This window comes from Lysobacter sp. DMC104, assembly GCF_056313665.1.
Map to the genome: position 1 here is coordinate 322423 of NZ_JBQUZW010000001.1, position 15619 is coordinate 338041.

Sequence of the window (15619 nt, forward strand, 5' to 3'; positions counted from 1 at the left end):
ACGTCGCCGCGGCGCGGGCCGCGGCGACGGTAAGCACGGGGTGGACGCCGGCACGGCGGGCACGGGCCCGCCGCGGGACATCACTTGGTCTCGACGAAGACGTAGGTGACGCCAGAAGCCGCAACCGCGGCCTTCACGCGCTCGCTGTCCTCGGCCTTGCCGACGAACAGCAGCTTCACGCCTTCGAGCTTGCCCGGCTTGGCGTCCTTGAACGCGGCGACCACGAGGTCCGCGGCCTTGGCCGAGGACAGCGACGCCGACGAATACGCCAGCAGGTTGCCCGGCAGGATGCCGCGGTCGACGTCGGCCTTGGCCTTGTCGAGCAGGCGGTCGTAGCTGCCCTGGAAGTCCTGGCTGCTCTCGGCCGGCAGCAGGTAGACGAACGGCGCACTGGTGACGCCTTCCATGTTGTGCTTGACCACATCGCTGACGTATTCGCGCCAGGCGGCAGGATCTTCGTTGTTCGGCGCGGACAGCGGCGCCTTCTCGGCTTCCTTGGGCGCCTCGGCCGCCTTGTCGCAGGCCGCGAGCGAGAAGGCGAAGAGCGCGATGAACAGCAGGCGGACGATGTGCTTCATGGGTGGAACTCCCCTCATGCGGAAGAGACGATGCGCGTCTCGTGGACGTTGGTGGAACGGGGACGGCGGCGCGGGAACGCAGGCGGCGCCGTCGCGGGACTCAGTCATGACGCTTCGGTCGCAAAGCTTCGGTTGCAGGGCTTCAGTCGCGGGCGCGCCGCCATTCGGCCAGCAGCGCGGCGTTGACCGCCGGCGGCACGAAGCCGGAGACGTCGCCGCCGAGACGGGACACTTCGCGCACCAGCGAGGAGGAAATGAAACCGTATTGTTCGGCCGGCGTCAGGAACAGCGTTTCCACTTCGGGAATCAGGTGCCGGTTCATGCTCGCCAGCTGGAACTCGTACTCGAAGTCCGAGACCGCGCGCAGGCCGCGCAGCAGCACCCGGGCGCCGACGTCGCGCACGAAATGCGCCAGCAGCGAATCGAAGCCGCGGACCTCGACGTTGGGATAGCGGGCCAGCGATTCGCGCGCCAGTTCCACGCGCAGCGCCAGCGGCAGCGCCGGGCGCTTGGCCGGGCTTTCGGCCACACCGACCACGAGGCGTTCGAACAGCGGCGCGGCGCGTTCGACGAGATCGAGGTGGCCGTTGGTGATCGGGTCGAAGGTGCCCGGATAGACCGCGATCCGGGCGGGGGACGGGCTGGAGGCCTGGCTCATGGACGTCGGAAGATCACCGCGGCGGGATGTCGGCGCAGTGTAACAGCCGCCCTCGCCCGACCGGAGCGCCGCTCAGGGCGTCGCCGGGCCACGCCGCAGCAGCGCGTAGCGGACGTCACGGGTGCGGCCCTCGCGATGCAGCCGCCAGCCCGCGCCGGGATCGGGCGAAGCGTCGGCAGGCGACTCGACGTACAGCCAGGCGTCGGCGGCGAGATGCGGTTCGAGCGCGGCCAGCACCGGCGTCCACAGGCCCGCGGCAAACGGCGGGTCGACGAACGCGAGGTCGAAGGGCCCGGGCGCGCGCCGCAGCCACGCCAGCGCGTCCTCGTGCGCGACATGGACGCGCTCGCCGCCGGGCAGCTTCGCCGCGATCGCGCGCAGGGCCGCGGCCAGCGCGGGATCGCGCTCGACCAGCACTGCCTCGCGCGCGCCGCGCGAGACGGCTTCGAGCCCCAGCGCGCCGGTGCCGGCGAACAGGTCTAGCACCCGCGCGCCCGGCAGCATCGGCTGCAGCCAGTTGAACAGCGTCTCGCGGACGCGGTCGGCGGTGGGTCGCAGGCCGTCGAGATCGGCCACCGGCAGCTTCGTGCCGCGCCAGTCGCCGCCGATGATGCGCACGGTCCCGGAACGTCCCGGCGGGGCGGGCACGGGGCGGCGACGGTTCATCGGGAGGCCGGGAGGGCGGGTGTTAACATGCGGCCATTGTCCGCGATTCGCGTCGCCCATTGCCGCCCCTTCGATGATCCCCTTCTTCCGCCGCAAGAAACCGGACGCGGCCGCGCCGCCGGCCACGCAGGCCGCCTCCCCGGCCGAGACGCCGCAGGACGCCGGCAGCACCGAAGCCGCAACCCTTCCCGTCGAACCCGCGCCGTCGGCCGAGCCCGACGCCGCGACCGCAACCTTCACCGAATCGCCGGTCGCCCCCCTGCCCATCGAACCCGCGCCCGCCACGGGCGAAGTGCCTGGCGTCGCCGCCGACGCAGCGCCCGCCGCCGCGGCCGGCAAGCCGGGCTGGCGCGAGCGCCTGCGCAACAGCGCCTTCGCGCGCAGCTTCGGCGGCCTGTTCTCGCGCAACCCGCGCCTGGACGACGACCTGCTCGACGAGATCGAGACCGCGCTGCTCACCGCCGACGTCGGCGTGACCGCGACCACCCAGTTGATCGACAGCCTGCGCAAGCGGATGAAGTCGCGCGAGTTCGCCGACGCCCGCGCCTTGCTCGCCGCGCTGCGCGCCGAACTGATCGCGATGCTGGCGCCCGTGGCGAAGCCGCTGGCGATCGCGCCGGACAAACCGTTCGTGATCCTCACCGTCGGCGTCAACGGCGTCGGCAAGACCACCACCATCGGCAAGCTCGCACACCGCTTCAAGGCCGAGGGCCGCTCGCTGATGCTGGCCGCCGGCGACACCTTCCGCGCCGCCGCGGTCGCGCAACTGCAGGCCTGGGGCGAACGCAACGGCGTCGCCGTGGTCGCGCAGGGCCAGAACGCCGACGCCGCGTCGGTCGCGTTCGACGCATTGCAGGCCGCAAAGGCGCGCGGCACCGACGTGCTGATCGCCGACACCGCCGGCCGCCTGCACACGCAGCAGGGGCTGATGGCCGAACTGGGCAAGATCAAGCGCGTGCTCGGCAAGCTCGACGGCACCGCGCCGCACGAAGTGCTGATGGTGATCGACGGCACCACCGGCCAGAACGCGCTGTCGCAGCTGCGCCAGTTCCACGCCGCGGCCGGCGTGACCGGGCTGGTCGTGACCAAGCTCGACGGCACGGCGAAGGGCGGCGTGGTGTTCGCGCTGGCCCGCGAGTTCGGCATCCCGATCCGCTTCGCCGGGATTGGTGAACGCCCCGAGGACCTGCGCGTGTTCGATCCCGAAGCCTTCGTCGACGCGCTGCTGCCGGAGGCGCTGGGCGCGTGACCGACCCGGGCGCCGGTGCGCCGCGCGGCAAACGCCGGCGCCGGCTGCTCGTCCTCCTCGTCGCCCTGGCGTTGCTGGCCGCCTCGTCCGGCTGGCTACTGCAACCGGAACGCTCGGTGCCGGTGCTGCTCGATCGCATCGGCGGCAGCCTCGATCTCGACATCACCGCCGGCAGCGCCGACGCGCGCCTGCGCGGCACCCCGCAACTGGTGGTGCGCGATCTCGTCGTGCGCATGCCCGGCAGCGACAAGGTGCTGCTGCGCGCCGACCGTGCGCTGCTGTCGCTGCCTTGGTCGACGCTGCGCAGCCGCGGCAACGACCTCGTCGTGCTGCGGGTCGAACTCGACGCGCCGGTGCTCGACGTGCCGGTCTTGCAGGCGTGGCTGGCGAAACGGCCGCCCGGCGCGGAAACGCGCATTCCGACGCTGACCGACGGCCTGCGCATCGTCGATGGCCGCATCGACAACGACGACTGGAAGATCGACGGCATCACGGTCGAGCTACAGTCGCTGCATCCCGATCGTCCCGCGAACGCGCACCTGCGCGGCCGCTGGCTCGATGCGCCGACCGCGATCCCGTTCGATCTCGTGGTGGCCATCACCAAACCTGCCAACGACGCCGGCGTCGCCGCGACCGGCACGGTCACGATCGAACGCGGCGACTGGCGCCTGCCGGCGACGGTGCAGCTGTCCGGCCCGCTGCATCTCGGCGACGACAGCATCGCGATGATGCCGGCGACACTGGGCATCGCCGCGCGCTACGAGTCCGGCGACACCCACCTGCCCTTCACGCTGGGCCTGGCCGGGCCGCTGCGATTCGACGATGCGACGTGGGTGCTGGCGCCGGCCGGCGTCACCCTGCGCGGCGACGGGCCGCTGCCGTCGTTCGACGCGCGCGGCGCACTGGCGCTGGGCCGGCGACTGGTAATCGATCTCGACGGCGCGCTGCCGCGCTGGCCAGAAGCCTGGCCTGCACTGCCGCCACCGGTGTCGACGTCGACCTCGCCACTGCCGTTCGCGCTGCGCTACACCGGCAAGCCCGATCTGTCCGACGTCGCCGCGCTGTCGCTGCGCCGCGATGCCACCGCATTCGACACGCGCTTCCGCCTCTACGACGTGCTCGACTGGACGCAGCGTCCCGGCGGCGCACCGCTGCCGCCGCTGGACGGGCGCCTGACTTCGCCGAAGCTGGTGATCTCCGGCGCGACGCTGGACGGCGTCGAGGTCGAACTTGACGACGAGGCCGTGCCGTGAGCCGCACCGTGTCCGCGTCTTATGCCGACGCCCTGCTCGCGTGGTTCGACGTCTCCGGTCGCCACGATCTGCCGTGGCAGCATCCGCGCACGCCGTATCGCGTGTGGCTCTCGGAAATCATGCTGCAGCAGACGCAGGTGCGGGTGGTGATCCCGTACTTCGAGCGCTTCGTCACTACCCTGCCCGATCTGCCCGCGCTGGCCGCCGCGCCGCAGGACGACGTGCTGGCGCTGTGGTCGGGCCTCGGCTACTACGCCCGCGCCCGCAACCTGCATGCGGCCGCGAAACGCTGCGTCGAACTGCACGGCGGCGACCTGCCGCGCGACCTCGACGCGCTGACCGCGCTGCCCGGCATCGGTCGCAGCACCGCGGGCGCGATCCTGTCGCAGGCCTGGGGCGACCGCGTGCCGATCCTCGACGGCAACGTCAAGCGCGTGCTCTGCCGCGTGCACGGCGTCGACGGCTGGCCCGGACTGCCCGCCGTCGAAAAAAAACTGTGGGCGATCGCGGAAACGCTGCTGCCCGACGCACGCATGGCCGACTACACCCAGGCGCAGATGGATTTCGGGGCGACGCTATGCACGCGCCACGATCCCACCTGCGTGCTGTGCCCACTGCAGGATCGCTGCGTCGCGCGGCGCGAGGGCCGCACCGCCGAACTGCCGACGCCCAAGCCCGGCAAGCCGCTGCCGGAGCGCGAGGCCGTCGTGCTGCTCCTGCGCGACCGCACTGGCCGCGTGCTGCTGCAGCGGCGCCCTTCGACGGGCGTCTGGGCGGCGCTCTGGTCGCTGCCGGAAGCGCCGGACCACGCCACGGCGCGCGACTGGTTCGAGACGCACGTCGCCGGCGACTACGACGATGGCGAAGTGCTGGCGGAGATCCAGCACGGCTTCACCCATTACCGGCTGCGGCTGCATCCCGCCGCCTGGCGCGGCGTCACGCTGCGCGCGGCCTCACCCGATCCCGACGCGCTGCGCTGGGTCGCGCCGGCCGAATTCGATGCGCTCGGCATTCCTGCGCCGATCCGCACCCTCATCACTTCCCTTTCCTGACGGACTCCACGATGGCCCGCATCGTCTTCTGCGAATACGAACAACGCGAAACCGAAGGTCTCGACTTCGCGCCGTGGCCCGGCGAACCGGGCCAGCGCGTGCTGGCCCGCATCGGCAAGGGCGCCTGGTCGAAATGGCTGGCGCACCAGACCATGCTGATCAACGAGAACCGCCTCTCGCCGATGAACCCGGCGCACCGCACGTTCCTGCTGGGCGAGATGGAGAAGTTCCTGTTCGGCGGCGGCGCCGAGAAGCCGGCGGGTTATTCGCCGCCGGCCCCGCCGGAAGCCGATGCCGCGGCAGGCGGCGACGGCGGCGCGGCCTCGACCTGACGCTTCGCGCGCATGTCGCGCTCGGCGGTACGGATGGCCTTCACGTCGAGCGGGCGGATTTCCTGGATCGCGCAGGAGATCGGCATCAGCCCGTGGTTGGCGACCATCACCCGGTCGAACTTCGCGCTGATGCGGCCCATCGGGTCGCGGAAGGCGATCCGGTCGGCATAGTCCAGTTCGGTGCACGGCGGGTAGAGCTGGATCAGCCAGGCCTTCGACGGTGCGGTCCACAGCGCGAACGCACCGTCGCCCAGCGGCGTCCAGCCATCGTTGCTGTTGGTGTAACGGATGCTGTCGACGGGGTCGCCGGCATGGCTGCGGTAGAGCGCCAGGCGCTCGGCGTCGCGCTGGGCCGCGCCGGTGGCGCAGGCGGACAGCAGGGCGATGGCCGGCAACAACGGAAGAACGAGACGGGTCAGGCGACGCATGGGAACCTCCGCGGGGGACATGGGCAGGGACGAACCGCCTGCCTCGGCCGGATGATGCGCCCGCCCCCGGCGAACCCGCACCCTCCCCGCCCCGACATTCAGCGCTCGGCCGGCTTGCCCTCGCGGCCGCGTCCCCGTATCATGCCGCGCTCACCCGTGGCCGGGTAGCTCAGTTGGTAGAGCAGGGGATTGAAAATCCCCGTGTCGGGGGTTCGATTCCCTCCCCGGCCACCACGCATCAAGACGACAACGCCAGCCCTCGGGCTGGCGTTGTCGTTTGGGCGAGCGGAATACACCCATCCTGCGGGCGCCGCCTGCGCACCCGGACGCCCGCTGCGCCCGGGCGCACGGGCCTCAGGGCGCAGGCACGCCAAACACGCCCGAATTCGCGATCAGGTCGTTGTTGTAGCCGATCCCCGTCGGATGGATCCCGTGGATGTAGATCTTCCTCCCGGCATAGGCCTGGCGCACCGACAGCGACAGCGGGATGGCGAAGCGGTAGGCCGTGCCGAACGAACTGCAGGCGTTGGCCACGGCGGGCTCGCTGCCGGCATTGGCGGTGTAACCGCCCACGATCGTCCCGATGCCCGCCGAGCCGCCCACGTACACGTGCACCGCGATCGGATATGGACTGGCGGCGGCGCAGGCCCAGCCATAGATCGTGTTGTTCGTGACCGAATCGATGACACCGCGGATCGCCTGCGGGTCGTAGCACGCGGCGGGGGTGGCGTTGGCGCGGCCTTCGGCGATCACGTCGCATACGCCGGAGGTCGTGAGCGGCGCCGGTGCATGCTTGCCGCCGGGGATGGTGGTGAAGGTGACGTTGGCGCTGGCCGAGGCGAACTTGGCGAACTGCGCGTTGCCGACGGTCGTGCGGGTGACGCCGCCCACGCTGTTGCGCAGGTTGGACACGGTCAGGTAGCTGTCCACGCCCTGCGGGCCGTTCCAGCAGTAGCCGTCCCAGGCGGTGGCGCAGTTGAGGCCGATGCCGTACCCGAAGATCTCGTCCTGGTCGCCGACGAAGGTGTTCACCTTCACGCCAAGCGACGACAGACTGTTCAACTGCGTCGTCGTCAGCGACGTGTACAGCGGCATCGGCGACGGCACGTACCACGTGCCCGAAAGCACAAGCCGGCTGTTGAGGTAATCCTTGCAGGTCGCGTAGCCGGTGTGCAGGTTCATCGCCCACTGCAAAGTGGTGTTGCCGTCGGCGGTGTGGCGGCAGGCATCGACCAGATCGCCCGTCGGCGGGCCGCCGAACACGAAGCGACGGACCTTGTACCACTTGCTCGATGCCGTGCCGAGCGCGGACAGGCGCTGTTCCAGCACCTTGGCGCCATAGATGCCGCTGGCGCTGCCGCCCTTCACCGTGACGTGCGAGGTGTTGGCGTAGTAGGCCCAGTTGATCACGGTGTCGACCGCGAAGCCCATGTTCTGGCCGGCGACGTTCACGCGATCCAGCGCCATGTTGCGGTTGGACAGGTTGTTGGCGGGCGCACCGGTCAGGTAGGGGTTGGCGCCGTTGATCGCGACCAGGCGGACACAGGCGTTGCTGAGCCGTCGGCCGAGATCGGGATCCAGCGAATCGCCGCCGGTGCCCTCCGCACCGCCGAAGGACACCACGATCGGCGCGGTCTCCCAGGCGCTGCTCGCGCATTTGAGGCTCTTCTGCAGCGTGGTGTTGTTGCGGTACTCGTAGACGTTGAAGGCGTAGCCGGTGGTGTTGGTGTTGGCACCGATCCACACGTAGCCCTCCGCGGCCACCGCGTTGCCGGCGATGCCCGCGAACGCACACGCAGACAGCGCCAACGCAGCGAACTGGTTCTTCGATTTCATTTCGTTCTCCCTTGCTGTTAGATGGATCGACCCGAACAGTGCCGTCCATGGGCACCGCCCCGTCGTTTCGATGCAATGGCGCACGTCGCCCGCGACCCGATCGCGGGAACACGGACGGGCGCGCCATCGTCACGGGACGCCTTCCTGGCATCGCCGGAGCAGACATGGCGCACCGGCTGGCGATGGACATCGCGCATTCCACGCGATGTCCACCGCACATCCGGCATTCAATTGCAGGCGAGGTAGTTCACGCCGCAGACTTCGAGGTACCACTTCCTGGCGATGCGCATCGCGCCGAGCTGGTTCGGATGGGCACCATCCTCGGTGACGGACGCCACTTCCGAGGCAGACCACGAAGCGCTGGTCTCCGCCAACAACACCTTGTTGTTCGGATAGCTGGCGTTGTGCGCAGTCACCGCGGCGCGGATGTCCGCGTTGACCCGACTGACGTTCGCGCTGGCGACAGAGCCGCTCATCGGCGACCACACGTTCGTGGTCGTCGCGACGGGCGGATAGGTCATGGCCACCACCTTCCTGCCGCCGTCCACGGCGACCGCCTTGTAGAGCCGCTTCAGGCAATCGGTCAGGTCGTAGTCGGAGACGCCATAGACGTTCACGTCGTTGATGCCGAGCAGGATCGATGCCGCATCCGACTGCGTCGCATTGATCCTCGTGCCGGCCTGCGCAAGGATCCCGCGCGCCTCGCCCTTCCAGATTCCGCTGGCATATGCCACCTGCGTCGTGCAGGTATCGCCGCCGCGCGCGGTGTTTTCGCTCATCAGCATCCGGTATTTCGTTGCGATGTTGAGGTACGTCGAATAGCTCAGCTCATGGCGTACCTGCCCGGTCAGGTCACACATGTCGTATGAATTGTCGTACGTGCACGACGTGCGACGCGTGTAGGAATCACCGGTCGCCACGATCACGGGCTTGCCCGCGAGCACGGCGGATGGAACGACGACGGCCAGCAACAGCAGGATGATCTTCTTCATGCCTTTCCTCGACGGAACCGGATGTGGTTGGGGAGTTGTGATGAGCTGGGCCTCCTGCCCGCTTGAACCGTCGCTCCGTATCAGCGCTTCCTATCCCCCGTCCCTGGCGACGCGATTTCGCGCACCCTCGTTCTTGATGATCCTGGGCGCGGAATCCGGGCGCCCTCGCCATCGGATCGTGTTGCCGGCACCTTCGACCTCCACTGCGTCGATGTGCTGCGCCATCACGACGTTGCCTGCACCTTCGACGATCAGGGTCCCGCAAGATCCGGTCAGGGAAACATGGTTTCCCGCACCTTCGAGCCGAACCTGCTCCTTCCCTTCGCAGTGGTGTTCGAGCTGCGCACTGCTGCGCACCCAGTCGACGCCCGGCCCTGCCGCGCTCGCCGCGCCCGGCGCCATGAGCAACAAGGCCATTGCTGTACGAAGCTGCATTTCAATCTCCCGTTCGATGATGGATCCGGCATTGATTCCGGCATGTCCTAGCGGCGCCACGACGTGTCGACCAGGCGCCAATCGCTGCGATCGCTGCAAACTTCGACCGACAGCGCGTGGTGTTCGATGCACTGCATGGATCGTCATTCACCTCTCCGGGCACGACCGTCCGTCGCCCCGGAGAGGTGTCGACGTCGATCAATACGGGATCAGCGCGAACTGCTGCGCGCCGCTTCCATTGCAGGGCCATTGCTGGACGCGCGCACCGTCGGCGGTGCTCGCAGCGGCAATGTCGAGGCACTGCCATGGCGCATGGTTCGGATTCAATCGCCACCACGTGCCATCCCAGGTGCCAGGCACCCAGGTCTGGTTGTTGCCTCGCACGTCGTCCCATTGCTGGATGCCCGCACCATCTGCCGTGGAGATCGCGGCCACTTCCATCGCCTTGCCACTGTTCTTGTTGGTGAAGGAAACCCCGCCGGTGCCGCCGCGCGGACGCGCCCACCACATCTGGTTGGCGTTGCTGCCGAACCAGGTCCACTGGATCACGTTGCCACCATTGACCATGCTCCAGCCGCCGACTTCCACGGCCTTGGTCGGCGCAATGCGCGGCATGATCCGGTACCAGCCGGAGAGGTTCGGATTCATCGCCAGCGACGAGAAATCGACGTGCACGTTGTCGGTGGCCACGCCGAGCGCGCCGCCGGGCATGTCGACAGTGCGGGTCTGCTTGAGCATGTCGTCGCAGTACAGCTTGAACGTGCTGCCGCGCTTCTCGATGCGCAGCGCATGCCAGGCGTTATGGTTCCAGCCCGCAGGCAGCGTCGTGTTCACCCAGCCCTTGTCGACGCCGTTGACCACCACCCACGAGATCAGCAGGTTGTGCGGCGCATCGATGCCGAGGAAGAACGCGCTGGTGACGTTGCCCGCGGCGTCCTTGGCGATGCTGGAAACGATGCCGTACTTCGGATACGGCGAGCGCGTGCCGTTCTGCCAGAGTTTCGCACTGCCTTCGTAGACGTAGTCGGCCGGCGACGGCCCGCCGGTCGAGGTCTGCAACTGCCAGCCGCTGACACCGAGGCTGTCGTTCCAGAGCAGTTCGCTGTTCCACAGTCCCCACGACGACGTGCCGATCTGGCTCCAGCCAGGACCGATCGCGGTGCGATTGAAGTCGTCGCGGAACAGCGGCTGTGCCGGTCGATCGAAACCGCTCTCGGGCGTGTCGGCATGCAATTCGCCGTCGGCGCCGATCCAGGCTTCGCTGAGACCGAGGTTGCGGTACAGGCCGGGACGACGGGTCTTGTCGCTTTCGTGATAGGCGTTGTACGCGGTGACCAGGTCGGGACCGGTCAGCAGGGTGCTGTGCGCGGCGCCGACCCAGTTGCCGGTGGTGTCCAGCGAGAGCACGTAGCTGGCCTGCCGCGTGAGCGTCGGCAGCGACGTGCCCTTGCAGACATGGACCTGGTAGTCGTCGCGGCCGACGTCGTTGCCGGAGTACGACAGGTAGTAGGTGCCGTTGCGCTTCCACACCATCGGCGCCTCGGTCCAGTTGCTCACGATGTTAACCACGCACGACGTGAGCTGGCGCTCCGGCTGTGCGCTGTCCAGCGTGATGCCGGTCGGCGCGATGTTGACGCCGCGGTAACGGATGCCGCCACCCGCGGCCCAGAAGAAATAGGCCTTGCCGTCGTCGTCGAGGAACAGGTGTCCGTCGATGCTGCCCGGCAGGTTGTCGTTGATCTTCGTGAACGGGCCGGTCGGACTGTCGCTGCGCAGGACGATGTGATCGCGGTAGTACGCCGGATACGCCGGGTACCACGGATCGGCCGGACGGCCACCGGCGAGCGTGTCGCCGCTGGTGATCATGTAGAACTGGCCGTTGTAGTACAGGACGTCGGGCGCCCAGCCGAGCCAGCCCTGCGCGTAGTCGGCCGCGACGCCACGGGAGGTCCAGTTCACCAGGTCGGTCGATTCCCACACCAGCACGCGCTCGCTGTAAGCGCCGCCGGTGTAGTTGTCGTTGCTGGAATACAGGTAGTACTTGCCACGGAACTTGATGATTTCGGGATCGCCGACGCCGCCGGCGTCCATGCCCGGGATCCAGACCGGATTGGTCAGATGGGTCGGCAGCGCCGCCTGCGCACCGCCGAGGCCGATCGATGCCGTCAATGCCAGCAGCGCCGCACCGGCGAGGCGCGTACGCCAGGGCTTCGTCCTGCGGGTGCCGGCCGTGCCGGCGGGGAATGGGGACTGCATCGGCGATTTCCTTGCGGTGAGGGATGGGACGCGGGCCGTCGACGCGGGATGCACGCCGGTCGCACCGCGGCGCACCGTTCGTCGCGTTCCCCGCCTCCATTGATCGCGGGAATCGCGATGGGGAAGGCTTGCCACTACCCTCTCCACGACAGCGCTGTCATGCTTGGTCGCCGACGGCGGTCGGGAGAGGACACGCCGGACGCCGATTGCGCCCTCCTGCTTCGATTTTTGTGGTCTCCGTCACACAATTCGTGAGGTCCACCGATGCCCCGAGTCCTGACCACGCCGGCGTCCACGCCCGCCCGCCTCCCGCTCCGCCCGGTCGGTGACGGGAACGCGCCGCCATCCCCTGCCCGCCCGTTCTCGACGGCGGATGCCGCCACGACGGTGACCGCGCTGCTGGCGCAGGCGCGCGAAGGCGATGCCGGCGCATGGAACCGCATCTACGCATCGCTCTACGACGACCTCTACCGGCTTGCGCGTTCGCAGCTGCGGCGGTCGTCCGGCCACACCTTCACGCCGACCGCACTGATCAACGAGACCTGGCTGCGGCTGGCACGCAAACGCGACGTACTGGCGGAAGACCGCCGGCAACTGGTCGCGCTGGTGGTCAGCGCGATGCGCAAGGCGATCCTCGACGAGATCCGCCGCCGTCGCGCCGAGAAGCGCGGCGGCAACGTGCCGACCACCACGCTGGACGAGCAGACGCTGATCGCGCCGCACCCGACCGAACCGATCGACATGCTGGCGCTCGACGCCTCGATCTCGGCGCTGCGCGAGCACGCGCCGCGTCTGGCGCAGGTGGTCGAATGGCGCTATTTCGGCGGCCTGTCGGAAGCGGAGATCGCGGCCGTGCTGGAGGTCCACGTCCGCACCGTGCGCCGCGACTGGCAGGCAGCGCGACTGTTCCTGGCCCAGCGCCTGCGCGGAAGCCGCGACGATGCGCGCTGACGATCTCGATGCACTGCACCTGCTGCGTCGCCATCTCGCGATCCCGGCACCGCTGCGGCCGCTGCATCGGGCCTGGCTGCGCTTGCGCGCGCCGTCACGCGCGAACGCCGTCGACGCGCTGCTGGCGCTGGACGACGGCCCCGAAGCGCTGCATCTCGATGCCCCGGCGCACGTCGCGCTGCGCGATGCGCAGCCGCTGCCCACCGTCATCGAAACACGCGACATGCCGACGTCCGATCGCCTCGGGCCATGGCGCATCGAAGGCCTGATCGGCGCGGGCGGCATGGGCAGCGTGTTCCTCGCGCATCGCGACGACGGCGCGTATCGGCAGCAGGTCGCGATCAAGCGCATGCATGCCGGCACTGCTGCCGCGACGCTGACCGGCCCGTTCCTGCGCGAGCGCGAGATCCTGGCGCGCCTGAATCATCCAGGCATCAGCCGCCTGATCGACGGCGGCATCGACGATCGCGGCCGCCCGTGGCTGGCGATGGAACTGATCGACGGCGAACAAATCGATCGCTGGTGCGACCGGCAGCGACTGACACTGCGCGGACGCGTGCAGTTGTTCCTGCAAGTCTGCGACGCGGTGCGCCACGCACATCGCTACGGGATCGTGCACGGCGACCTGAAACCGGCGAATCTGCTGGTCGACGCCGACGGCTTCGCCAAGCTGCTGGATTTCGGCGTGGCATCGCTGGTCGGGGACACCGCCACCGACACGCCCGCGGTCGGCCTGACCGAAGCCTATGCCTCGCCGGAACGCCTGGCGCATGCATCGGCGAGCAGCGCGGACGATGTCTTCTCGCTGGGCGCGGTGCTGTGCAGGCTGGTGCTGGACGCACCGCCTTCGGCGCAACCGGTGCCGATGCTGTGCGGGATGCTGGCACCCGACCAGCCCGTGTTCGATCCGCTGCCGGCACCGGACACGCTGTCGCAAACCGCGCTGCGCGCACGCCGGTTGCGCAGCGCCGATGCACTGCGCCGGCAACTGCGACCGGAACTCGAAGCAATCCTCATGCGCTGCCTCGCGCCGCAGCCGCAGCAGCGCTATGCCGACGTCGCCGAGCTCGCCGCCGACCTGCGCGCGTGGCTGCAGGAAGCACCCGTCGCGGCGATGGACGGTGGCCTGCTTTACCGGCTGGGCTGCCACCTGCGCCGCCACCGCATCGTCGCTGGCGCGGCGGCACTGGGGCTCGCCGCGCTCGGACTGACGGCAGGCGCACAGTGGCAGGATCGCCATCGCGAACGCGATGCACTCGCCGCGTTCGATCTCGCGCTGGAGGATTCGGTGGCGACCAGCGCCATGTCGGGCCTCGGCGATCCGGGCCTGACGCCGCGCATGCAGTTGCAGCGCACCGAGGCCAACCTGCGCACGTCGCGCGGATCGGACAACGGCACGGTGCGCGCCTACGCGCTGCTCACGCTGTCGCGCAGCTACACCGGCATCGGCGACTACGCGCACGCCATCGCGCTCGCCGAGGAAGCGCGCACGCGCAGCGGCCATGCGCCCATGGTGGAAGCGCGCGCCGAACTGATGCGCGCGACCGTGCTCAATCTCGAAGGCCGCCATGCCGACGCCGCATCGGTGGTGCGCATGGCGCTGGCGATGCCCGGCGCGCTGGCGAACACGCCCGAAGGCCTGCCGGCGCTGATCGCGTTGTCGGCCGAGGACGCGGAATCGCTGTGGCAGCGCGATCGTCAGGCCGAGGCGCTGGCGCGGATCGGCGCGCAGATCGACGCCGCGCGGACGCTGCGCGGCGAAGCGGCACGCCTGCTGCCGGAACTGCTGACCCGGCGCGCGCAGTGGCGCACCGCGCTCTATGCCACCGAGGACGCCCGACGCGATCTCGACGAAGCAATCGCGCTGGGCACCACGCGCTTCCCGCACACCGTCGACGCCGCGCGGCTGGCAATGGTGCGCACGCTGCTGCGCATGAACCGGCAGGCGGACGCCAAGGCGCTCGCCGATCGCGTGGTCGACGCGATCGAGGCGCGCTACGGCCCGCGCCATCCGGAAACCGCGCGCGCGCTGCTGGTGCGGATCGAAGCGGTGATGCAGTCGCTCAGTCTGGAAGACGACGACCTGCGCGCGGTGATCGCCGACGCGCGTCGCGCAGGCGACATTCTCTCGGGCAGCCTCGGCCGGCACGATCCCTACTTCACCGAGTCACTGAAATACGTGGCCTACGCCCGCGCCATGCTGGGCGAGGGCGACCGCGCGGCGATCCTCGCCGGCGCCCGCGAGAGCCTGCGGCTGCTGGAGGATGCACCCGGCGCCACGCTGGATCAGCGGATCTCGGCGCAGGTGACGCTGGCCGACATCCTCTCGGAATTCAGCCTCGACCCGCGCGACGAGGGCCGGATGCTGAAGGAAGCGCTGGGCCTGTACGCCAACGTCGCGCAGGAAACCGCCGCCCGCGGCATCCCGATCCCCCACGTGCTGTCGATCTACGCCCGTGCGCTGTACGACGCCGGCGATCGTGCCGGCGCGCGCCAGGCGTTGTTGCGCGCGAACGCCGAGATCCGGCGCTGCCTCGGCCCCGACCACACGTATCTGGTGTTCAACCACCTGCAGCTGGCGCGCATGGCCGTGGATGACGGCGACGAGGCCGCCGCCGTCGCGTCGCTGGACGACCTGCTGCGCATCACCGCGAAAGGCACGGGTCGCGCGTCGACCGTCGCCCTCGCCCGCTTCGGCGCGCTGTACATGCGTGCCGACATCGACGAGCGGCAGGGCCACGACGACGACGCGCGGGCCCGGCTGGCCGAGGCGATCACCCTCGGCACGGCGATCCACGGCGATCGCGACGACCCCAAGCTGCGCGACCTGCGGCGACACCTCGCGCGGCTGGAAGCCGCCCGCCGGCGCCTGCCGGCCACGGCGTCCGCCATGCGCTAACATCGGCCGGCCGCGACGCGCGGCGCCCCGGAGT

Annotated in this window: 13 protein-coding genes, 1 tRNA gene and 1 pseudogene; 7 read left to right on the forward strand and 8 right to left on the reverse strand. The window is 69.7% G+C overall.

What is annotated here, in order from left to right:
• Positions 1–80: 80 nt before the first annotated feature.
• The 3 genes from ACT53R_RS01545 to rsmD all read right to left on the reverse strand — a co-directional run bounded on the left by ACT53R_RS01545 (position 81) and on the right by rsmD (position 1902).
• Positions 81–578 carry a hypothetical protein gene (locus ACT53R_RS01545; protein ID WP_476170070.1) on the reverse strand — a complete coding sequence of 166 codons (498 nt, stop codon included), beginning with the start codon at positions 576–578 and terminating at the stop codon, positions 81–83.
• A 142-nt stretch (positions 579–720) separates the two neighbouring features.
• Complete coding sequence (coaD, locus tag ACT53R_RS01550; protein ID WP_476170071.1) at positions 721–1236, reverse strand: pantetheine-phosphate adenylyltransferase; 516 nt, start codon at positions 1234–1236, stop codon at positions 721–723.
• Positions 1237–1308: 72 nt separating this feature from the next.
• On the reverse strand, positions 1309–1902 hold the full coding sequence (gene rsmD, locus ACT53R_RS01555) for a 16S rRNA (guanine(966)-N(2))-methyltransferase RsmD (protein WP_476170072.1): 594 nt from the start codon (positions 1900–1902) through the stop codon (positions 1309–1311).
• 304 nt (positions 1903–2206) lie between these two features.
• Here rsmD and ftsY point away from each other — a divergent pair.
• The 4 genes and pseudogenes from ftsY to ACT53R_RS01575 all read left to right on the forward strand — a co-directional run.
• Positions 2207–3151 (forward strand): annotated as a pseudogene (gene ftsY, locus ACT53R_RS01560) (signal recognition particle-docking protein FtsY); the annotation flags it as partial.
• Complete coding sequence (locus ACT53R_RS01565; RefSeq protein WP_476170073.1) at positions 3148–4404, forward strand: AsmA family protein; 1257 nt, start codon at positions 3148–3150, stop codon at positions 4402–4404. The pseudogene ftsY and the gene ACT53R_RS01565, both read left to right, overlap by 4 nt.
• On the forward strand, positions 4401–5456 hold the full coding sequence (gene mutY / locus ACT53R_RS01570) for an A/G-specific adenine glycosylase (RefSeq protein ID WP_476170074.1): 1056 nt from the start codon (positions 4401–4403) through the stop codon (positions 5454–5456). The genes ACT53R_RS01565 and mutY overlap by 4 nt, the downstream gene beginning before the upstream one ends.
• A gap of 11 nt (positions 5457–5467) precedes the next feature.
• Positions 5468–5788 (forward strand): oxidative damage protection protein, encoded by a 321-nt coding sequence (locus ACT53R_RS01575; RefSeq protein ID WP_476170075.1) that lies wholly within the window; start codon positions 5468–5470, stop codon positions 5786–5788.
• On the opposite strand, the gene ACT53R_RS01580 is transcribed toward ACT53R_RS01575, so the two are convergent.
• Positions 5719–6216, reverse strand: coding sequence for a DUF6491 family protein (locus ACT53R_RS01580; RefSeq protein ID WP_476170076.1), 498 nt, complete (start codon positions 6214–6216; stop codon positions 5719–5721). The two genes, ACT53R_RS01575 and ACT53R_RS01580, sit on opposite strands and share 70 nt — an antisense overlap.
• A 158-nt stretch (positions 6217–6374) precedes the next feature.
• Between ACT53R_RS01580 and ACT53R_RS01585 the strand changes: the two genes are divergently transcribed.
• Positions 6375–6450 (forward strand) — tRNA-Phe (locus tag ACT53R_RS01585).
• 120 nt (positions 6451–6570) lie between these two features.
• On the opposite strand, the gene ACT53R_RS01590 is transcribed toward ACT53R_RS01585, so the two are convergent.
• From ACT53R_RS01590 to ACT53R_RS01605, 4 genes are all read right to left on the reverse strand, one after another.
• Entirely contained in the window at positions 6571–8052 is a 1482-nt protein-coding gene (locus ACT53R_RS01590) for a hypothetical protein (protein WP_476170077.1), read from the reverse strand.
• A 227-nt stretch (positions 8053–8279) separates the two neighbouring features.
• Positions 8280–9044: an SGNH/GDSL hydrolase family protein gene (locus tag ACT53R_RS01595; RefSeq protein ID WP_476170078.1), complete on the reverse strand. Its 765-nt coding sequence runs from the start codon at positions 9042–9044 to the stop codon at positions 8280–8282.
• Positions 9045–9134: 90 nt separating this feature from the next.
• Complete coding sequence (locus tag ACT53R_RS01600) at positions 9135–9626, reverse strand: DUF3060 domain-containing protein (protein ID WP_476170079.1); 492 nt, start codon at positions 9624–9626, stop codon at positions 9135–9137.
• 51 nt (positions 9627–9677) lie between these two features.
• Positions 9678–11735 (reverse strand): family 43 glycosylhydrolase, encoded by a 2058-nt coding sequence (locus ACT53R_RS01605; RefSeq protein ID WP_476170080.1) that lies wholly within the window; start codon positions 11733–11735, stop codon positions 9678–9680.
• Positions 11736–11999: 264 nt separating this feature from the next.
• On the opposite strand from ACT53R_RS01605, the gene ACT53R_RS01610 reads away from it, so the two are divergent.
• Both ACT53R_RS01610 and ACT53R_RS01615 read left to right on the forward strand, forming a co-directional pair.
• Positions 12000–12686 carry an ECF-type sigma factor gene (locus ACT53R_RS01610; protein WP_476170081.1) on the forward strand — a complete coding sequence of 229 codons (687 nt, stop codon included), beginning with the start codon at positions 12000–12002 and terminating at the stop codon, positions 12684–12686.
• Positions 12676–15585 (forward strand): protein kinase domain-containing protein, encoded by a 2910-nt coding sequence (locus ACT53R_RS01615; protein WP_476170082.1) that lies wholly within the window; start codon positions 12676–12678, stop codon positions 15583–15585. The genes ACT53R_RS01610 and ACT53R_RS01615 overlap by 11 nt, the downstream gene beginning before the upstream one ends.
• Positions 15586–15619: the final 34 nt, after the last annotated feature.

Bases quoted from the DNA above. Each gene is read 5' to 3' on its own strand.
- ACT53R_RS01545 (WP_476170070.1), bottom strand. From the start codon at position 578: ATGAAGCACATCGTCCGCCTGCTGTTCATCGCGCTCTTCGCCTTCTCG.
- coaD (WP_476170071.1), bottom strand. From the start codon at position 1,236: ATGAGCCAGGCCTCCAGCCCGTCCCCCGCCCGGATCGCGGTCTATCCG.
- rsmD (WP_476170072.1), bottom strand. From the start codon at position 1,902: ATGAACCGTCGCCGCCCCGTGCCCGCCCCGCCGGGACGTTCCGGGACC.
- ACT53R_RS01575 (WP_476170075.1), top strand. From the start codon at position 5,468: ATGGCCCGCATCGTCTTCTGCGAATACGAACAACGCGAAACCGAAGGT.
- ACT53R_RS01580 (WP_476170076.1), bottom strand. From the start codon at position 6,216: ATGCGTCGCCTGACCCGTCTCGTTCTTCCGTTGTTGCCGGCCATCGCC.
- ACT53R_RS01590 (WP_476170077.1), bottom strand. From the start codon at position 8,052: ATGAAATCGAAGAACCAGTTCGCTGCGTTGGCGCTGTCTGCGTGTGCG.
- ACT53R_RS01595 (WP_476170078.1), bottom strand. From the start codon at position 9,044: ATGAAGAAGATCATCCTGCTGTTGCTGGCCGTCGTCGTTCCATCCGCC.
- ACT53R_RS01600 (WP_476170079.1), bottom strand. From the start codon at position 9,626: ATGACGATCCATGCAGTGCATCGAACACCACGCGCTGTCGGTCGAAGT.
- ACT53R_RS01605 (WP_476170080.1), bottom strand. From the start codon at position 11,735: ATGCAGTCCCCATTCCCCGCCGGCACGGCCGGCACCCGCAGGACGAAG.
- ACT53R_RS01610 (WP_476170081.1), top strand. From the start codon at position 12,000: ATGCCCCGAGTCCTGACCACGCCGGCGTCCACGCCCGCCCGCCTCCCG.
- ACT53R_RS01615 (WP_476170082.1), top strand. From the start codon at position 12,676: ATGCGCGCTGACGATCTCGATGCACTGCACCTGCTGCGTCGCCATCTC.